The organism is Leptolyngbya iicbica LK (genome assembly GCF_004212215.1).
In the GTDB taxonomy this organism is placed as follows: Bacteria; Cyanobacteriota; Cyanobacteriia; order Phormidesmidales; family Phormidesmidaceae; genus Halomicronema; species Halomicronema iicbica.
On the sequence record NZ_QVFV01000001.1, the window covers coordinates 406,652 to 424,066 of the forward strand.

The 17,415-nt window shown below is 54.5% G+C and carries 17 protein-coding genes; 7 read left to right on the forward strand and 10 right to left on the reverse strand.

Annotated elements, in window-relative coordinates; translation table 11 throughout:
• The first annotated feature begins 117 nt into the window (after window positions 1-117).
• Window positions 118-1,044 (forward strand): pentapeptide repeat-containing protein, encoded by a 927-nt coding sequence (locus DYY88_RS01655; RefSeq protein WP_039724593.1) that lies wholly within the window; start codon window positions 118-120, stop codon window positions 1,042-1,044.
• Between the two features lie 160 nt (window positions 1,045-1,204).
• Here the strand turns inward: DYY88_RS01655 and DYY88_RS01660 are convergent, their stop codons facing one another.
• From DYY88_RS01660 to DYY88_RS01705, 10 genes are all read right to left on the reverse strand, one after another.
• Window positions 1,205-2,083 (reverse strand): ChaN family lipoprotein, encoded by an 879-nt coding sequence (locus tag DYY88_RS01660; RefSeq protein WP_063776142.1) that lies wholly within the window; start codon window positions 2,081-2,083, stop codon window positions 1,205-1,207.
• 11 nt (window positions 2,084-2,094) lie between these two features.
• Entirely contained in the window at window positions 2,095-2,313 is a 219-nt protein-coding gene (locus DYY88_RS01665; RefSeq protein ID WP_039724935.1) for a hypothetical protein, read from the reverse strand.
• Window positions 2,314-2,318: 5 nt separating this feature from the next.
• Complete coding sequence (locus DYY88_RS01670) at window positions 2,319-2,537, reverse strand: hypothetical protein (protein WP_044150315.1); 219 nt, start codon at window positions 2,535-2,537, stop codon at window positions 2,319-2,321.
• Between the two features lie 54 nt (window positions 2,538-2,591).
• Window positions 2,592-3,071 carry a thioredoxin domain-containing protein gene (locus DYY88_RS01675; RefSeq protein WP_039724591.1) on the reverse strand — a complete coding sequence of 160 codons (480 nt, stop codon included), beginning with the start codon at window positions 3,069-3,071 and terminating at the stop codon, window positions 2,592-2,594.
• A 107-nt stretch (window positions 3,072-3,178) separates the two neighbouring features.
• Window positions 3,179-3,709, reverse strand: a complete 531-nt coding sequence (locus tag DYY88_RS01680) for a globin family protein (RefSeq protein ID WP_039724590.1) — start codon at window positions 3,707-3,709, stop codon at window positions 3,179-3,181.
• A 92-nt stretch (window positions 3,710-3,801) separates the two neighbouring features.
• Window positions 3,802-4,533 (reverse strand): hypothetical protein, encoded by a 732-nt coding sequence (locus DYY88_RS01685; RefSeq protein WP_201278881.1) that lies wholly within the window; start codon window positions 4,531-4,533, stop codon window positions 3,802-3,804.
• Between the two features lie 524 nt (window positions 4,534-5,057).
• Window positions 5,058-5,708: a c-type heme family protein gene (locus tag DYY88_RS01690; protein ID WP_039724588.1), complete on the reverse strand. Its 651-nt coding sequence runs from the start codon at window positions 5,706-5,708 to the stop codon at window positions 5,058-5,060.
• A gap of 113 nt (window positions 5,709-5,821) precedes the next feature.
• The gene (locus DYY88_RS01695; protein WP_201278880.1) at window positions 5,822-6,634 is read right to left on the reverse strand and encodes a hypothetical protein; all 813 of its coding nucleotides are present in this window, start codon (window positions 6,632-6,634) and stop codon (window positions 5,822-5,824) included.
• Window positions 6,631-7,275: a cytochrome c3 family protein gene (locus tag DYY88_RS01700; RefSeq protein ID WP_044150316.1), complete on the reverse strand. Its 645-nt coding sequence runs from the start codon at window positions 7,273-7,275 to the stop codon at window positions 6,631-6,633. Before DYY88_RS01700 ends, DYY88_RS01695 begins: the two co-directional genes overlap by 4 nt.
• Window positions 7,276-7,302: 27 nt before the next feature.
• On the reverse strand, window positions 7,303-8,301 hold the full coding sequence (locus tag DYY88_RS01705) for a globin family protein (RefSeq protein ID WP_039724586.1): 999 nt from the start codon (window positions 8,299-8,301) through the stop codon (window positions 7,303-7,305).
• 731 nt (window positions 8,302-9,032) lie between these two features.
• Here DYY88_RS01705 and DYY88_RS01710 point away from each other — a divergent pair.
• The 6 genes from DYY88_RS01710 to DYY88_RS01735 all read left to right on the forward strand — a co-directional run bounded on the left by DYY88_RS01710 (window position 9,033) and on the right by DYY88_RS01735 (window position 17,203).
• On the forward strand, window positions 9,033-10,850 hold the full coding sequence (locus DYY88_RS01710; protein WP_039724585.1) for a cytochrome c biogenesis ResB family protein: 1,818 nt from the start codon (window positions 9,033-9,035) through the stop codon (window positions 10,848-10,850).
• A gap of 187 nt (window positions 10,851-11,037) precedes the next feature.
• Window positions 11,038-12,753 carry a cytochrome c biogenesis protein gene (locus DYY88_RS01715; RefSeq protein ID WP_039724584.1) on the forward strand — a complete coding sequence of 572 codons (1,716 nt, stop codon included), beginning with the start codon at window positions 11,038-11,040 and terminating at the stop codon, window positions 12,751-12,753.
• A 126-nt stretch (window positions 12,754-12,879) separates the two neighbouring features.
• Window positions 12,880-13,344 carry a QcrA and Rieske domain-containing protein gene (locus tag DYY88_RS01720; RefSeq protein ID WP_039724582.1) on the forward strand — a complete coding sequence of 155 codons (465 nt, stop codon included), beginning with the start codon at window positions 12,880-12,882 and terminating at the stop codon, window positions 13,342-13,344.
• 698 nt (window positions 13,345-14,042) lie between these two features.
• Window positions 14,043-14,534 (forward strand): CGLD27 family protein, encoded by a 492-nt coding sequence (locus DYY88_RS01725; protein WP_039724581.1) that lies wholly within the window; start codon window positions 14,043-14,045, stop codon window positions 14,532-14,534.
• 40 nt (window positions 14,535-14,574) lie between these two features.
• On the forward strand, window positions 14,575-15,528 hold the full coding sequence (locus DYY88_RS01730) for an asparaginase (protein ID WP_039724580.1): 954 nt from the start codon (window positions 14,575-14,577) through the stop codon (window positions 15,526-15,528).
• Window positions 15,529-15,736: 208 nt separating this feature from the next.
• A complete protein-coding gene (locus DYY88_RS01735) occupies window positions 15,737-17,203 on the forward strand; it encodes an alanine/glycine:cation symporter family protein (protein ID WP_201278879.1) in 1,467 nt (488 codons plus the stop codon).
• Window positions 17,204-17,415 lie beyond the last annotated feature (212 nt).

Genomic DNA, 17,415 nt, shown 5'->3' on the forward strand with positions numbered 1-17,415 from the left:
GCGAGCAGCGATCGCCTTGCGACCTAAACCGCTTGCGACCCTTCGGCTTCACAATTTATTTTGTATTGGCTGATACCAAATATGGCCATAATATATCTATGTTGAGTGGAATCAATCATGACGCAACTGGAAGCCTCTCATGTGATGGCTCGTTTGCAAGCAGGACAATCGCTCGCCCAAGCAGAGTTGAGTCATCTCAATCTCGATCACAGTTGCTTAGATGGCGGCGATTTTTCGCGGGCTTATTTGCGTCGAGCCCAGTTGCGGCAGGCTTCTTGTCGAGCGATCGATTTGTCCCACGCAACGTTGGTGTTAGCAGATTTATCTGACAGCGATTTGTCTGATGCAGAACTGTCGGCAGCGGTATTGACTCAGGCCCGTCTCTGCCGAGCCACGCTACAAGGGGCTGTCGCCAAAGCGGCCAAGGTTTATGAGGCCGATTTGACCCAGGTGAACGCTCGCCAGTCCTGTTTCGATAAGGCGGATTTAAGAGGTATCCAAGCGACGCGATCGCATTTCGAAGGCGCATCCTTGATTTCGGCTCAACTGGATGAATCAAATTGCAGTCGCTCGACCTTTGCCAATGCCCGCTTGCGCGATTCGTCTTGGTCGTCAGCCATGCTGGTGGGCGTGTCGTTTGCAGGGGCGCAACTTTCGCAAGCGAGACTCGGCCAAGCCTTGCTGATGGGGAGCAACTTTTCTGAGGCGGATTTGCTGAGTTGTGACCTGTCAGAAGCTGATTTGACGGGCGCGGTGTTGATCGCCGCACAACTCGACTGGGCCGATTTGTGGAATGCGGTATTGATGGGGGCAAATCTGCGCCAGGCGTCGCTTTACGGCACTAATTGCGAATCGGCAAACTTAAGTTTGGCCAATTTCAGCGGGGCCGATTTGCGAGAGGCCAATTTTGAAAAGGCTCAACTCAATGGGGCTTGTTTTGATCAGGCGATCGTGCGCGGCGCTTTGTTTACCGATGCGTCAGGGCTGACGGATGAGCAGAAGCAATGGTTGCGGCAGCAGGGCGCGCTGAATTTGGATCGGTAGAGTGATGGAGTCGCAGGGTAGTTGGGTCGCAGGGTGAGAGGGCCTAGCAGCCTGGGATATGTCAGTTGCTATCCTGCTGTTTAGAGAGTCGTCTTGGCGGTCTGTTCCTGCGTTAGAGAGCACGGTTCAATTGAAAAATTCGAGGATGTCGCCTAGCCTGTTACTCGCTGTACCAGAAGGCATCGGCGATCGCCCCACCTTCTTCCTCAAAAAATTCGATGGGGTTGAGCACGACAATTTGCTGAGTCAGGTCATCGCCTAAGCGGCGCTGCACGCGATCGGGAATGCCGTGACCATAAATGACGTGACCATTGCCCGCTAGCACGACCACCTGAGTGTCGGGATTAGCGGTTTTGAAGTCGGCGATCGTCATTGCCATGGTTTCATCCCAGGTGACTTGGGCGGCAAAGAAGTTGTCAAGATTGAAGTCGCCGTGGGCTCCGTGCGCTCCAAACGCAGCGGCGACGAATTCTCGATAGTCTGCGTTGCTGGTGTCAATTTCCTCAAGGGGGGGAATGTAGCGAAAGTCATCACCTTCAAGACTTTCCAATCCCTCGCGAGCTACTTGGCGAGTAATTTCTGCTGGCGCATTCAACGCGAGTACAGGCAGGTCATGGGCTTGGGCAAAGCGCAGCACAGGCGCATAAAATTCCCAGGGAAAGCCCCACCGCTCCAAATATTCCGTTTGGGCAATCAGCTCTTCTTCGGTAATGTCGCCTGCCAGGTAGCGATCGATCGCGGGTTGAAACGGGCGCTGAAACATCTCTAGGGCGATCGCCAAATTAGGGTTCTCGGCATAGAGCCCTTCAATAATTTCTAACTGAGCCGCATGATCAGCCAAACTATCGTGACGCTCGCCCAAATACACCACATCAGCGGTTTGCAGGGCTTTAAAGGTTTCGTCTTGAATACTGGAAATGGCGGCTGGCGACTCGGGTGGAGTCAGGCCATCTTCCGCCGAACAGGCGAGGGGAGACGTCACCAACATGGCCCCCAAGAGCGCCCAACCCAAACCCCATTGCCGCAAACGTGATGTCATGATGCCAGAAATTAATAAGTTGGCCGATTCATTGTGCAGTATAGGGTCAGTGCTGCCGTGCTCGCCAAAATCGTGGCGGTCGTCACATCACAGCCCATGAGCGCAAACGCCTGATAGCTCAGTAAACAAAAGACGCCAGTGCTACCGAGGGGAGTGGTCAAAAATTCCCCGAACTCCACCAGTTCTTCCAGCAGTTTCAAAAAATGCAGCAAGCGGTTGAGAATGGCCATGATCGTCACCCCTTTTGTGTGAGCGAAAAACTGGAAAGGTTGCGAGAATGCTGCTTCTCGGCTCGGGTCAGCTGGGGATTGCCTGGCGACTGCTGCCAGGGATGAGCCATTTGCAGCATATGTCGTTGCAACCCGGAAACGTAGCCACTGATGCGCCCAGTTCTTAGGACTGGGTCGATCGCTGGGCGATCGCGGCGGGTTCGGTTGATCAATCCTTGAGACATCATCAATTCCCTCAATCAACGGCAATCATGGATTCATAAAACTGAGGCGATCGCTTAAAGCAGCGGCTGCAGGCGTTCGACGAGCACTGACTTAGGCACTTTGCCGACAAAGGTTTCGGTGATCGCACCATCGCTTTGGCGCAGCACCAGATGCGGCACGCCCGTCACATTGAACTGCTGTACCTGCTCGCGCCATTGAGGATCATCGATATCCAACATGACGAAGTTGAGCGCCGCCCCATAGTCTTGATGGATGGCTTGCAACGTGGGGGCCATGCCCTGACAGGTGGTACACCAGTCGGCATAAAACTCGATTAAGGTCGGTTTGCCGTTGGCGATCGCCGTTTCGTAAGGCGTCGCAGTTTGGGCACTGGCTTTGAGCGTCATCAAGCCCGATACCGGCGAAAGACTCTGCGCCCCGGTAACCGGACGGGTGAGCCAAAACGCCGCGATCGCAAAGGTGGCGATGAGGGCGATCGCCCACAGGCTGCGGCGATTGACGTCTGAAGTGGCAGAAATACGATTCACGGTCATAGGTTTGGGTAGAACGATGAATGCAGAATTTAAGTCAAGCGATCGCGGGATTCCGCCCCGTCACCAGACGTCCCTGGCAACTGTCTACAGCAACATCCTGGTTGCAATTACTCTTGGGTGCCGTACTTAAAGTGGGTGGTCGATTCGACTAACTTGCGCAGGGTCGGACTCGACTCACCGTACAAATCTAGCCACTCGTAAAAGGTCAATTCCCCATCCAGCAAATCTTCCGAGTGCGCAGCCCCCTGCTGCATGATGTCGCTAATGGTGCGATACGCCCCCATCCACGCCTGAGCTACCTCTGGCGTCCAGTCTGAGCCTAAAAAGTCTTCAAACGCTTCCAGCAACGCTTGCCCCACATAGGGATAGTGCTCGGCCATCGTCCCTTTGGTCACGTGATAAGCGCCCAAACCTTGCAGGGCATGGCCTAACGCATCTGGATTGTGCAAATTTTCGACAATCAGTGCCAGCGAAGCGACGAGCTTCTTTTCCATCAGCTCCAAACTGAGGTCGCCAAACAGGGGCTCAATATCCGGGTGCTTAGCAAACAAATGCTGATGAAAGCAGTTCGAAAACGCCATCGCATTCGGTTTGACTTTGGCAAAGCTGTCTTCCAGCAAACGAATCTGGTCGGTCATGAGATTTTAGTCGTAGTACGCCAGGATGATTTGCGATACCCACCGCTCAACGCGGTTGCCTAACCACTGCAAAAAAGTCGTCATGGAAGTCACTAGTAGTAATAAGCCAGAGCAATATGAAACACGAGCATGACGACGAAAACCGCGACAAAAAAGATATGACTGGTGAGCCAGACCGCTCGTAAGCCACGAATCAGAGGGCCTTTGGTGAGCACGGTGCCGGAACCCGGCAATTTGCCAAAGTAACTGCGGGTGGATTCTAAAACGCCTGTTTCAGCCACAACTCCCACTAACGCGGTCAGGGTGGTGGCAAAAAAGACCCAAAGAAACACGGCGTTAAAGTTGAGGCCATTGGCTCCCAGGGTGTGGATGAGCACGACCGCCAGCAAGCCAACCCCCGCAAAGATGTGCAGGCTGCGCCATAGCATCATCGACCCTGGTAGTTTGATACTGGCGATCCAACCCCGGCCGCGTTTACGCACGGTGAGCAACATCTCTAGAACGACAAACAGGAGGGTGGCATAGCCGGTGCTCTGTTTGTACAGTTCCCCGCGAATGAACTGATGCAGGTCGAAAGACTGCGATCGCAACCAATCAAAATAGGCATCACTCAACGCAAAGGGCACCAACAAGGCCGCCGTCAATAGCGTCAACCCAATTAAGACTTTGAATCCAGGCTGAATACCTCGAGGCCGCATCGGTTTGCGCCGTTGGGGAGCGATCGCTGCAGCCGGACTGGCGAGGTCATCCCCAGTATTAGAACTGGTCGCCGCCGACAGTTGCGCCGTGTCAGCGATGTCGCGGGAGTGAGAAGGCTTGCTCATGACTTAAGAGATAAAAAAGCAATAGAAAAGCGGGATAGCGAGGTCATCGGTCGTTGGTCAATAGCCCCAAAGCATAGACCCCAGAAAACTGAAGAAAACCTTAAGTCCCTTGGCGACTATATCGACAGGTGGAACCCGGAATTGCTAACTGTGAACCTCATCACTATCCGTTGTGGTCATATAACAGTCCGCAGTAAGTACCAACAGGCAAGGGGCTTAAGCCCCTTGTTCAGCAGCATGGGGATGTACGGAGCTATTTACGCGGCGCTATACGAAGTCATGTCTCAAGAACAGCAATAACTGCTAACTGGCCCAGGGAGGTAGAGAAGGGAGGTGGTGACTCCCCCCTCTAGTTGGCTTCACTAGGAGATGTGAAGTGCTAGTTCCCAGGTAACTAGCGTCAGCGGTGATTTACCCATTGAGTAAATGCACCATTCGCTTTTGGGGAACAACTGACCGCTCATTGCGAATCGGCCCGTTTTTGACCACCAGACTCCCCAAAAATCCCGATTAGCAATTAGCGCTTAAGCGCCTGCCAGGGGAATGTTGATTACCACGCCACCCATGACGTCATCAACGACAAACTGCTTGTCGGGATAGCGCTCCAGGTGGACGGGGTGAGTATTGTGGCAAGACGCACAAGCTTCTGCCACGGCGATGTCGGGATACATGGCCGAGAAATACTGCTGACCCCCAATTTCTTGGTAATCTTTCACCGGCTCACCAGTCTCGATCATGGTATTGACAGCCGTTTCCTCAAATTCTCCTTTAGGTGCATGGCTATCGTTGATATACCAAGGAGAAATCAGGTTATAGGTGAAATACCCTTTTTCGTTGGCAATCTCAGAACCCAGGCGGAACATTTGAGCAGGCAACGGAATCCCTGAGCCTTGCTGCCAAGCTTCTGTTGCCTCAACGGGCACGACACCATCAGGATTTTCCTTACCTTCAAGGACGTTAACGCGGCTCACCACATGGCGAGTGTAAGCAGTCCGGTCAGCTTCCATGACCGTATGAATGTAATCAGCCACCAACTCAGGGGCAATGCCTGCAGAAGCGGTAGCAGTAGTACCGCCGCCACAAGCAACAGCAGTGACAGCCACCGCCATAATGATTGCGATGAAAGCCACTACGCGCAGGCGCAGGGTATTCATCCATTTTCCTACGAGTGTCATTTGACTTGTCTCCTCTGTTTAGAAATCAGCAAACGGATTTGCGAACGTTACGTGATCGTGATGTGGGGTGTGAAATTGTTCGTGGGATACGAACGCTGGATTTGACGATCGCCCTAACCATCCCCTTGATCGGTGCGTCGCGATTCAAAGTCGCGCACCAGCTCAAAGGTTTCCATGGCCAAGGTCGGGGGGGCATCAAAGTTGGCCTCCACCAAGTCATCGTCAAAAATGCTGTTGTAGCTGTACTCCATGCCGTGGCAGTTCATACACACGTCTTTGACCATGCGATCGCGGGGCAATAACGTGTACGTGTTGTTGTGATTGACCAGCGTCACCGCATTGTCGCCAGAGCCGGTCTGATGACGCGGCAGGTGACAGGTCGCACAACTGACCGAACTAGCCGAAGGGCGAGGTAAATCGCGATCGGCGGCAAAGAGCTCAGCATGGCGCGAGTTGCCATAGTTCAAGGAATGATTGTCGCTGTGGCAGCTCAGACAAGAATCGACCGCCGCTTGCACCGTGTTCACCGAGTGCACGTCATGACAGCTATTACAGGTCATTTGTCGATTCATCGCGTCCGGCTGCATCGGGAGTCGAGCCATTGCGGGCGTGAGGGGTGTCTGCCCTTCCAACATCCGAATGCCGTGCTGACCGAGTAAGAAGGTATCAACATCCTGCTCGTGGCAGGTCTGGCAGCTTTCGATCCCGGGCTGCGCCACAAATTCCTTCGTCTCCTTGGATTCATGACAACTCGAACAATTGATTTCGTTAAAAGCGTGGGCACTGGTTTGCCACAGCTGAGTGGCTTCATCAATCTGGGCCTGATCGACTGGATTGGCCCAAGCTGGTGCGCCCCAACCCCAGGTGAGCCCCGCCACCATGCCAACGATGATCGCCAGGCGGCCCAATGAGAGCATCAGAGTCATGTCCCACCTCCCAAAAACTCTTGGGTGAGGTCAGGAGTCGGAGCCGTCTCTAACTTGGTAAACACAGTGCGATCGGGGAGCTGCTGCACGGGCAACATCGGCGGCTGATCGATGTTTTCAATCAAAAAGCCAGTCGATATTGAACGGTGATCGTGATAGTTATGACAACCCGCCGTCCAGCAGCCATCAGCGGCAAACCCGTCATGACTCTTGAGACCGCCCTCAATAATCCCTTGGTGACAGTTCATACAGAGATCAGGCTGCAAATGCACTCCCCGCCCAAACATATGGACATGCTCGTTGTGGCAGGTCGTGCAAGTCAGCGCCTCGATTTTCTCCAGTTCTCCGGCCCACCGGGGGTCCCGAAATTTGCTGGCCCCATGCTTGTCTTCAGCCATCTCCGCTTCGTGACAGCGCATACAAGTTTCGTTGCTCACCGGCTTGAATCCCTCATGGCAAGAAGCACAAGAAGTTTCAAAGATGTAATGGCCGACCGAAGTCTCTCCAGGTAAAAAGACCTGCTTGTTATCCAGCGCAAAGGCTGCTCCAAACCAGGCCACCAGGCCAATACACACCAGGACGATCGCGGTTTTCAAATTCAGCCAAGACCGCCATCTAAATATTTGGCTTCTCAACGCCATCGATCTTGCTCCGTGCAGTCTCCAGCGTTAAACCAACAAAAATAGGACGATTAGCGCAATGGCCCCACCGCCAATGACCCCCGCGGCAGCGCCGGTGCTGATATTGCTCTCCGGGGCTTCCACGGTGGCCACTGAGTCCAGCTGCACATCCGCCTGGTTGTAGTCGGCTCCCTTCAGCATCACTTCGGTAATCAGCCCGTAGGCATCAATCCAAGCCTGCTTGACTTCAGCCGTCCAGTCATTGCCGAGAAACTGTTCAAAGGTTTTGAGCAAGGAATTACCCACGAGCGGATAGTGCTCCGGTAAAGCGCCATACTTGACATGACGAGCGCCCAAGCCTTCCAACGCTCCGGTCAGCTTGCCAGGGTCGCGCAGGTTTTCCACTACAAAAACGAGAGAATCCAGCAGCATTCTTTGCTGCTTGGCCATGTTGGTGTGCGTGAATAAAGGCTTAGCAGCAGGATAGTCGGTGAATAAGTTGCCGTAGAATCCCTCAACAAACTCATTTGCCCGGGGAGCGACCTTGCCGAAGCTTTCTTCCAAAAGCTGAATCTTGAGCCCCGTAGCTTCATCTACCTCAGCGGCTGAGGACTCGAGCTGAACGGCCGCTTGGTCATAATCAGCCCCTTCGAGCATGACTTCAGTAATGACGCCGTAGGCATCAACCCAAGCCTGCTTGGTTTCAGGAGTCCAGTCTTCTCCCAGATACTGCTCAAAGGTCTTTAGCAGTGAGCTGCCCACCAGAGGATAATGCTCTGGCAGCGCCCCGTACTTGACGTGACGGGCTCCCAAGCCCTTGAGCGCACCGGTCAGTTCACCGGGTCGGCGCAGGTTTTCGACCACAAACACGAGTGATTTGAGCAACTTGCCGCCCTGCTCTTCCATGTTGGAATTGGCAAATAGGGGCTTGGCCGCAGGGTAATCGGTAAAGAGGTTGCCATAAAAACTTGCGACAAACTCATTAGCTTGCGGTTTGACTTTCTCGAAACTGTTTTCTAAAAGTTCAACTTGCAACTCATTCGCCATTAATTTTCTCCAACTCTCCTAGCTTGGACAATTAAACAAGAACAGACAGGAATCAAAACTCGAAACTCTTTGAAGACAGGCAACCTTATCGGCCAGAAATGACCGGAAGCTCAAAAACCTTAAAGGACTTTTACCTGACTAAAAGCCATCGATCTAAATTCCTAATTTTCAGACATCTTGCGAAAAAGACAGCTGCCGCAATCATTACCACCTGCCTCACAAACTCGAGCGAAGCCAACCAACTACTCAGTTCCAGAGACGTCAATAAATTGACAAGTGGTTAGCGGTCTCCACTTGAATGCACTGACCCTAGTGGAAGTCAAAGGTGATTTTTTGTAACAAGAACAACTAAACATAAATTCGTTATTCACCTTTCGCATTGAATCAATGCACTTTCGCCATATTCACTCAACCAGGCTCTATGACTCAGGAAATCGGCATGCGAATGAGCCTGTGCATGGGCTTTTGAGGCGAAAGTCTGAGCGAGCAAGAATGATTAAGGGAATCGAGAATTTCTAGGGACGGCAATTTTATCAATGTGACAGCAAATTTAATGGCTGAGATTGAACAGAGATTAAGTCAACAAGAGTCCATGCATTTATTGCGCTTATTCAATGTAAAAATTGCATTGACTGATGTTTTCGGTAGTTGCGAATACAGAAGCGATCGCTGCCCTCGTTGAGGCTATGTAGCAACTTCTTTGTGATGGTTTTGCTCTGCTAGATTTTGCTATGGAATCTAAAATTTTCCGGTTTTTAGGCTCAATTCGACTGGCAGTGCCATTGTTAGTCGCGATCGCAATCATTTTGATTGGGGCGACTTTTTATGAGTCCGAAGTGGGCTCAGCGACAGTCCAGCGGGAGATCTATAAAAGCGCTTGGTTTGGCGCTTTAATGTTTCTACTGGCGGTGAATTTAGGCATTTCAACCCTCAGTCGCTTTCCCTGGAAAGGGCCGCGAAAAATCGGTTTTGCTTTAACCCACTGGGGATTGATTGTGATCATTGCCGGATCGGCAGCAGTCATTCACCTCAGCACGGAAGGCATGTTGCTGGTGCGGACTGACAGTGGCCCTGGCAGCCAAATTCGCGTTGAGGGCGACTTATTAGAGGTGGTGGCGCCTGACCAAACCCGGCAACAGACGGATATTTTCATCAAGTCCGACGGTTCGGTCTATCCTCGCCAGTTTGGGGGCCTGTCACTGCTGGGCTATAGCGATAACGCCATCAAGACGGTGCAGTTTACCAATGATGGCGCGGTCGAAAATCTGGCGGTGCAGGTGCAGTTGCAGAGCGATCGCATGGGGCAAACTCTGGAGCGATGGTTGGCCGTAGCGCCTGCGGCTTATAGCCAGATGGACATTGGCCCAGCTCACCTAGAGCTCTTTGAAGCGCGGGATGAAGCCGAGTTGCAGCAGCTATTGCAGGCCCCCGATGCAGAGCAGAGCCCCATGGGGACATTGGCGATCAGCCAAATTGCGGGCCAAAGCCGAGATCGCGCCATTGATGTATCAAAAGCGTTAGGACAAACGCTGGCGTTAAGTCCTGACCTGTCTTTAACCGTGGCTAACGTTTGGCCGGACTTTCGCCTGGGCAGCGACGGCCAGCCGACCTCCGCGTCGGATCAGTATCGGAATCCAGCCGTGCAGCTAGTGGTGACGCAAGGCGAACTGCAAGAACGGTGGTTTGTGTTTGGCAAAGCGGGGCTGCCGCCAGTGCGATCGGACGACCAGATTGCGTTAGCCCTCACTTATGAGCCGCCCGCCGCCACTCCGACGGATTACTTCCGACTGGTGGCCGCGCCTAATCATCAACTCTTTTACGCCGCCGCCTCTTCTAAAGGCTTTAAATCGGGTGAATTCTTGCCGGAGCAGTCGGTAACACCGGGCTGGGCCGACTTTGAGATTTCGCTGGCTCAACAGTTAGACCACGCCCAGGTGCAGCGTCAAATCGTGCCGGTGATGCCAGTGGCTCAGGGGGCAGTGCCCGCAGAGGGGTCACCCGCCTTGCATGTGGCGACTGCCGACGGTCAAGATTTTTGGCTGCCCTGGGGCGAACCCACCGAGTTAGATACGCCTAACGGTGAGTATTTTGCTGCGTTCACCCCGAAGCTGCTGGAACTGCCCTTTTACGTGAAGCTCAACGATTTCATTGTGGAACGGAACGAGGGCAGCGAGTCGGTGGCGATGTGGACGAGCGACATTACCCTATTTGACGCTCAGACGGATACGGCAGTGCAGCGATCAGTGTGGATGAATCATCCCACCTGGTTCCGGGGGTGGAAGCTGGCCCAAGCGTCTTGGAATCCCGGCGATTTACAACAGTCCACTTTGCAACTCAAGCGCGAACCCTGGTGGGTGACGGCACTGACCTGGACGGGGTCACTGCTCGTGGTGATCGGCATTGTGGTGATGTTCTACGGGCCGAGTCTGGTGAAGCGGTGGCGACGGTGGACGCGATCGCCCCAACCGGAGTCAGAACCAACTGTGGAGGAAAACTCTGGCGAAAAGGCCGTCGGCACGATTCCCATATTGGCGGTGTTTGGCAAGTAGGGAGTACGTGAGTGGATGAGTAGGTGAGGTAAGTGAAGCGGGTGAAGTCGGTAGGTTGATTCAACCGCTTGATGGATGATGTTCGCTTCCCCTGTTCCCGCTCTTTGCATTCTGCTATGCCGCTCTCTGAACAACACATCCTAATGTCCGTATTCTGTCTTTTGCATTCTGAACTTCTTATCGCGCTATGAAACTGACAACATTTCTGATTGGTTTAGTGTTGGGAGCCGTGCTGTTGGTGATGCCTATCAGCCAGTGGCAGCCCGACGGGTTGGACTCGCTGCGATCGCTCACGGTGCAACTCGACGGTCGCAAAAAGCCTCTGGATACCGTAGCTCAGGAAACCGTGGCGAAAATTCACGGCTCAACCTCGTACAAATTGGCGGATGGGACGAAAGAAGATGCCCTCAGCACCTACCTCGCCATGTGGTTTAACACCCGCAACTGGAATGAAGAGCCGTTTGTGCTGGTGAGCTATCGCCCGCTAAAGGAAGCCGCCGGACTGGATATCGAGCGCAAGCAGTTCACCTTTCAAGAACTGATGGCCAATCGGGAACTGGCGGGGATTGTCAGTGAGGCCCATCGCAAAGAACTGAACGACGTCGATCTCAGCCGCAATGAGCGCGAGGCGCTAACCATTGAAGGGCGTTTGAATCTGCTGTATCAGTCGGTGGGCGATCGCCAGTTGCCAATTGTGCCGCATCCCGACGACATCAAAGGCAAGTGGGGCAGCCTCGACGAAACCGCCAAACTCTACACCCCAGAGCAAGCCGCACCGCTATTGGCGGCATTTGCCATGATGCAGCAAACCTTATTGCAGGGCGGCGCGACCCACATTCCCATGGTGGCCGATTTGGCCAGTCAGCTCAAAGCGGGACTCCAGCAGTTGAGTCCTGAGATCTATCCTGCCGATGCGGTGATGGGTCGCGAAGTGCATTTCAATCATTTCCATCCTTTTGCCAAGGCGTGGCAGCTGTATGCGATCGCCTTCACCGTCTTGCTCGTCAGCCAGTGGATCAAACGCTGGAATGTGTATTGGACCGCGATCGGCCTTTTCACCGCTGGCATTGCGGTTCAGAGCTATGGCTTCTTCCTGCGGATGCAGATTGCGGATCGGCCCCCCGTGACCAATATGTATGAGTCCGTCGTTTGGTGCGGGTTTGGCATTATGGCGATCGCCCTGCTGCTGGAAGTGTTTTCGCAAAAGCGCTTTTACCTGCTAGCCGCCGCCCCCCTTTCAGTAGTATGTCTGGTGTTGGCCGATAGCCTGCCCGCCGTGCTCGATCCCAGCATTGCGCCGCTGGTGCCCGTCCTCCGCGACAACTTCTGGCTCAGCATTCACGTTCCCACCATTACCCTCAGTTATGCCAGTTTTGCCCTGGCCCTCGGCGTCGGTCACGTGGCCCTGTTCAACTATTTGTTTACGCCCCAGGCCAAGCAACGCATCAAAACGCTGTCTCAGCTGAACTATCGGGTCTTACAAGTCGGGGTGCTATTGCTGACTGCGGGCATCATCCTCGGCGGCATTTGGGCGCACTTCTCTTGGGGCCGCTTTTGGGGCTGGGATCCGAAGGAAACCTGGGCGCTGATTGCGTTGCTCTGCTATTTGGCACCGCTGCACGGTCGCCTCGTGGGGTGGCTGGGTGACTTCGGCATTCATGTCGCCAGCATCGTGTCGTTTAATGCAGTGTTAATGGCCTGGTACGGCGTAAACTTCGTGCTGGGGACGGGGCTGCACAGCTACGGCTTTGGCACCGGGGGTTCTGAATTGCTGATTGCCAGCGTGGTTGGCCTGGATTTGCTCGTTGTGCTGGCCACTGCCGCCCGTCATTACGGCTGGTTTAAGCGCTCAGAGCCGTTGACCACGGCAGAAAATCTGGAGCAGTCAATGAGCCAGCTATAGGTCAGTTTCGATCGACGCGGAGTTGCGAGAGTTGCAAGCCGCTAGGCGCTGTCCTGGTCAACTTCTGCAACCGCATCGCCAAAGGCATACACTGTCATATCAAGCATTGATGAGGAGAACATTTCGATGAATCGACGTGATTTTGTGAATTGGATGGGCGTGGGCGCATTGGCGACTTCTCTGCCAGTCGCTCTAGCAGCTTGTGGTTCCGATACGGCGGAAGCGCCCGCCGATGCCCCGGCTGACAATACGGCGGCAGCCCCCGCTGATGATGCCGCTGCGGCCGATGGCTTTGAGTCGATTGGGACAGTCGCAGAACTCGACGAAGCGGGTGCCCTGGCTAGCAGCAACTTCCAGGGCACACAGGTCGTGGTCACGCGATCGCCCGATAATCCTGACACCCTCATTGCGGTCGATTCTCTCTGCACGCACCAGGGCTGCACAGTCGATTGGGATGGCAGCGCCTTCGCTTGTCCTTGCCATGCCTCCATGTTCAATCCTGATGGCACCGTGGCATCTGGCCCCGCCAGTGCCCCGCTCCCCGTTTACGAAGCCAAAATTGAAGGCGACCAAGTGTTGGTCAAAGTCTAGGCCTCGTCGATGCGGGGACGTTGCCCTCAACAGCTCCTAGAACTCATCGTGGTTACCCACAGGGCACCGTCCCCTGATTGCCGGGTGCGATCGCAACTAATCTTGCTTATCCTGACTCCCCCTGTTCTGCCGCTTGCTTGGTGGAACAGGGATTTTTTTGCGGCGTTGCCATCGCTGCCTTTAGGGACCGGGTCCCTGAAGATTACTCAAGCTTTATAGCAATCCGCAGTCAGGTGCCGAGAACCCAAAAGTTTAAAGTATGGGCATTGAATCGAAGTGTGGACAGCCGTCTCGGCTGTCCTGGGGCAAGCAAGATGCTTGCTCAACAAAACTTGGGTTGGATTGAAAAATCCGGCTTCCTAACCTAAGCCCCTCGTTTTTCCGTCAAATTAATGAACGGAGCCATCTGCGCAACGCTATACGACTGCTGAGGCTAAAAGAACCCGATCCCTCAATACTTGCCGCTTCCCCCGTTCATCTTTCAAGGGATCGCGATCGCTCTACGAACCATTGCGCTGCCCCTAAACATGGCTCGGAAAAGGTTCCTTGCAACATTCCGGCGATCGCCAGACCATTGACCCCGTCGTGGCTGTGCTGCCGCGATCGCAGTCCCAACCACGACCAGTAGCGTGAGGCATTTTCACCATTTAAATTTCACGTTAAGGTATCGAAGTAACTTTTACGCACTCACTGGCGCTGTGATTAAGTCTCGTTGCCCGGTTCCACCAGAACAGTTGCCCATCAACCAATACGAAGACATGCGCGACTCCTGGTTTTATGCCTGGGGCAGCCGAGACTTGGGTAGCTATCTGAAACCCATCGTGATTTTGTGGTTGGTGAGTTGGGCCGTGACGGGACCGATGGTGGGCGCGAGTTATGCGCCGGGGCGCTATCCCCTGTCATTTAGCTTATTGGCCGCTGCCGGGGCCTGCATTTTGCCCATGCTCTCCCTAGCGCAGCTCTACGTGGGATGGTTTCACATCGGTCAGCGCCTCCAGCAAGCCGCCGTGCCCTACGAAGAGTCAGGCTGGTATGACGGTCAAACCTGGTTCAAGCCAGAAGAGGTGCTCAATCGCGATCGCCTCATTATGGATTACCAAGTCAAACCCATCTTGCAGCGAGTTCGCAATACTTTAGCGTTGCTGCTAGGGATTGCAGTAGCATTGGTCATAGCTTGGAAAGTTCTGTAAGCCGTTGCCTTTATGACCCCTGTATGTGAGAGTCTTAGTCATGACTAGGGCTAAACGTTATCAATCTCCTGAACTCGAAGTTCAGCTCCTGCGAGAAGGCATTATTGAGTCGGTGCATATCGGTCATGCCGTCGTCTGTGACAGCCGGGGCCGCATGTTGTCTGTAGCGGGCGACGGGGACGCTGCAACCTTTATCCGCTCATCGCTTAAACCCTTTCAGGCTCTGGCCGTCGCGGCTGCCGGCACGCTAGAGCGCTATGAGCTGGACGATCGCGACCTCGCCATCATGTGTGCCTCTCACCAAGGCCGCATCGAGCAAGTGCGCCAGGCCTTTCACATTCTTTGGAAAGCGGAGCTAGAACCGACCCAACTGCAATGTCCGGTTCCCGCAGGCAAACAAAGCTCGCTAGAGCACAACTGCTCGGGCAAACACGCCGGGATGTTGGCGCTCTGTCAGCAGCGTAACTGGCCGTTGGAAAGCTATTTGCATCGCAACCATCCTCTGCAACTGTTCATCTTGAATACGGTGGCAGAGCTGTTGAGTATGCCCGCTGATGAATTTATCGGGGCGCACGATGACTGTGGTGCGCCGACCTATCTCATGCCCCTGCGACAGATGGCCGTGCTATTTGCCAAGCTGGCCTCGGGCGACAATCTCGAGATGGAACGCATCGTGCGAGCCATGACTCACCATCCAGAAATGGTGGCTGGCCCGGGCGCTTTTGACACTGAGCTAATGCGCCTGACCGCAGGCGAGCTAGTCAGCAAATCGGGGGCCGAAGGTGTTCAGTGTATTGGTCGAGTCGGCGAAGGTCTGGGCCTTGCCATTAAAGTGCGGGACGGCAGCAAGCGGGCCAAACATGCAGTGGCTGTGCATTTGCTCAAGCAATTAGGCTGGGTCACGCCGGATATTGCGGAGCAGTTGGCTGACAGCTACATGACGCTGAGCCCCTATAAACGGCTGGATGTGCAAGGCGACCTCGACTTGATGTAAAACGGGCGTTGCCCACACCCTTGAGTCACGGCTCAGAGTCTAATGACTCCTCGGTGGCTGCTTGGCCGCTGGAGTCATGCCCACAGTCCCTGGCAACAGGCTGCGAGCATTGGGCCGACGACGCGACCAATAGGATCGGCAGCGCTATCGTTAGCCCCTGAGCCAGTCAGACTCTCTATAATTAGGGGCGGTGCCGTCGGAGATCTGTTTGCTGAATTCGTTGCCGTTTGACCTCGCTCTATTCTTGGATGCCGTCACCAATGGGTTAGACCGAGCCCTCAATACCAGTGTCAATGCCCTAGAAAAGACCCTGTTCTTCAGTATTGGGGGCTTACCCCTCGTCATTTTGTGGCTGTTAGTCGGGGCTACCTATTTCACCCTGCGGATGGGGTTGATTAATATTCGCGCCTTTCGCCATGCGATCGCCGTCACCCTGGGCCGCTACGACGATCCGAATGAACCGGGGGAGGTGAACCACTTTCAAGCGATTGCCACCGCCCTCTCCGCCACCGTCGGCTTAGGCAACATTGCCGGGGTCGCGATCGGCATTCAACTCGGGGGGCCAGGAGCTGTGGTCTGGATGACCCTGGCTGGCTTTTTGGGCATGTCGAGCAAGTTTGTGGAATGCACCCTGGCCCAGCAATATCGCACTGTACGCCCAGACGGCACCATTGCCGGTGGCCCCATGTATTACTTATCGCACGGGTTAGACAAACTAGGGCTGCCCTCCCTCGGGCGGTGGTTAGCGTTTGCCTTTGCCCTGCTCTGTGCGATCGGGGCCTTGGGGGGCGGCAATATGTTTCAGGCTAATCAGACCCAGGCCGCGATCGCGCAAATTTTTCCCCTGATTGATCAGTACCCCTGGATTTATGGACTGCTGTTGACGGCTATGGTCGGGGTGGTGATTGTCGGGGGCATTCAACGCATTGGCACGGTGGCGGGCACCATTGTGCCGACCATGGCAGGACTCTACGTGCTGTCGGGCGTCTGGGTGATTGTGGCGAACTTGCCAGCGGTGCCAGGGGCGATCGCGCTGATCACGCGGGAGGCATTCAGTCCCCAAGCGATCGAAGGGGGCATGATTGCCGTGATGGTGCAGGGATTACGCCGGGGACTCTTTTCCAACTCGGCGGGGGTGGGATCGGCGGCGATCGCCCACGCCGCCACTCGCACCAAAGAACCCGTACGCGAGGGCATCGTCGCCTCGCTGGAACCCTTTATCGACACCATCGTGATCTGCAACCTGACGGCGCTCGTGTGCGTTGTGACGAATGCGTATCAAACCGCTCCTGATGCGGCGCTCGGCTTTGAACTGGTGGCGATCGCCTTTGGGCAGGCGGTTTCCGGCTTCTCGATTATGCTCACCGTTGCGGTGTGCCTCTTTGCCTTTTCCACCATTATTTCCTGGGGCTACTACGGCGAGCAGTGCTGGCGCTATCTGACGGGCGATCGCTGGTTGGCCGCCTACCGAGTGGTTTATGTGGCCGCCACCTTTGTCGGTACCGTCACCCAACCCAGTGCCGTACTGGCCTTTAGCGACATGATGCTGTTTGCGATCGCCATTCCTAATCTGCTCGGCTGCATGTTGCTGTCTAACCAGGTGGCAGCCGCCCTAAAAGACTATTGGCAACGGCTGCAGACAGGGCAAATGCCCATTCACGGCATCAAAATTTAGCGCTGAATCTGCGACGCTGGCTGCTGACTAAGTTCACCATTAGCGGCGATCGCTGACCTTCATATCAGGTCAATTACTAGGGGCAAAAACATTGATTTTCATGTCGTCAACTTATTTTTTTGTAACCCTGGTAAGTATGCTGTAACCAAAGAAAGTTGGTAAGCGCAGGCAACTATTTGCAATGCGTGAGCTCAATATTTGCCCAAGCCGAT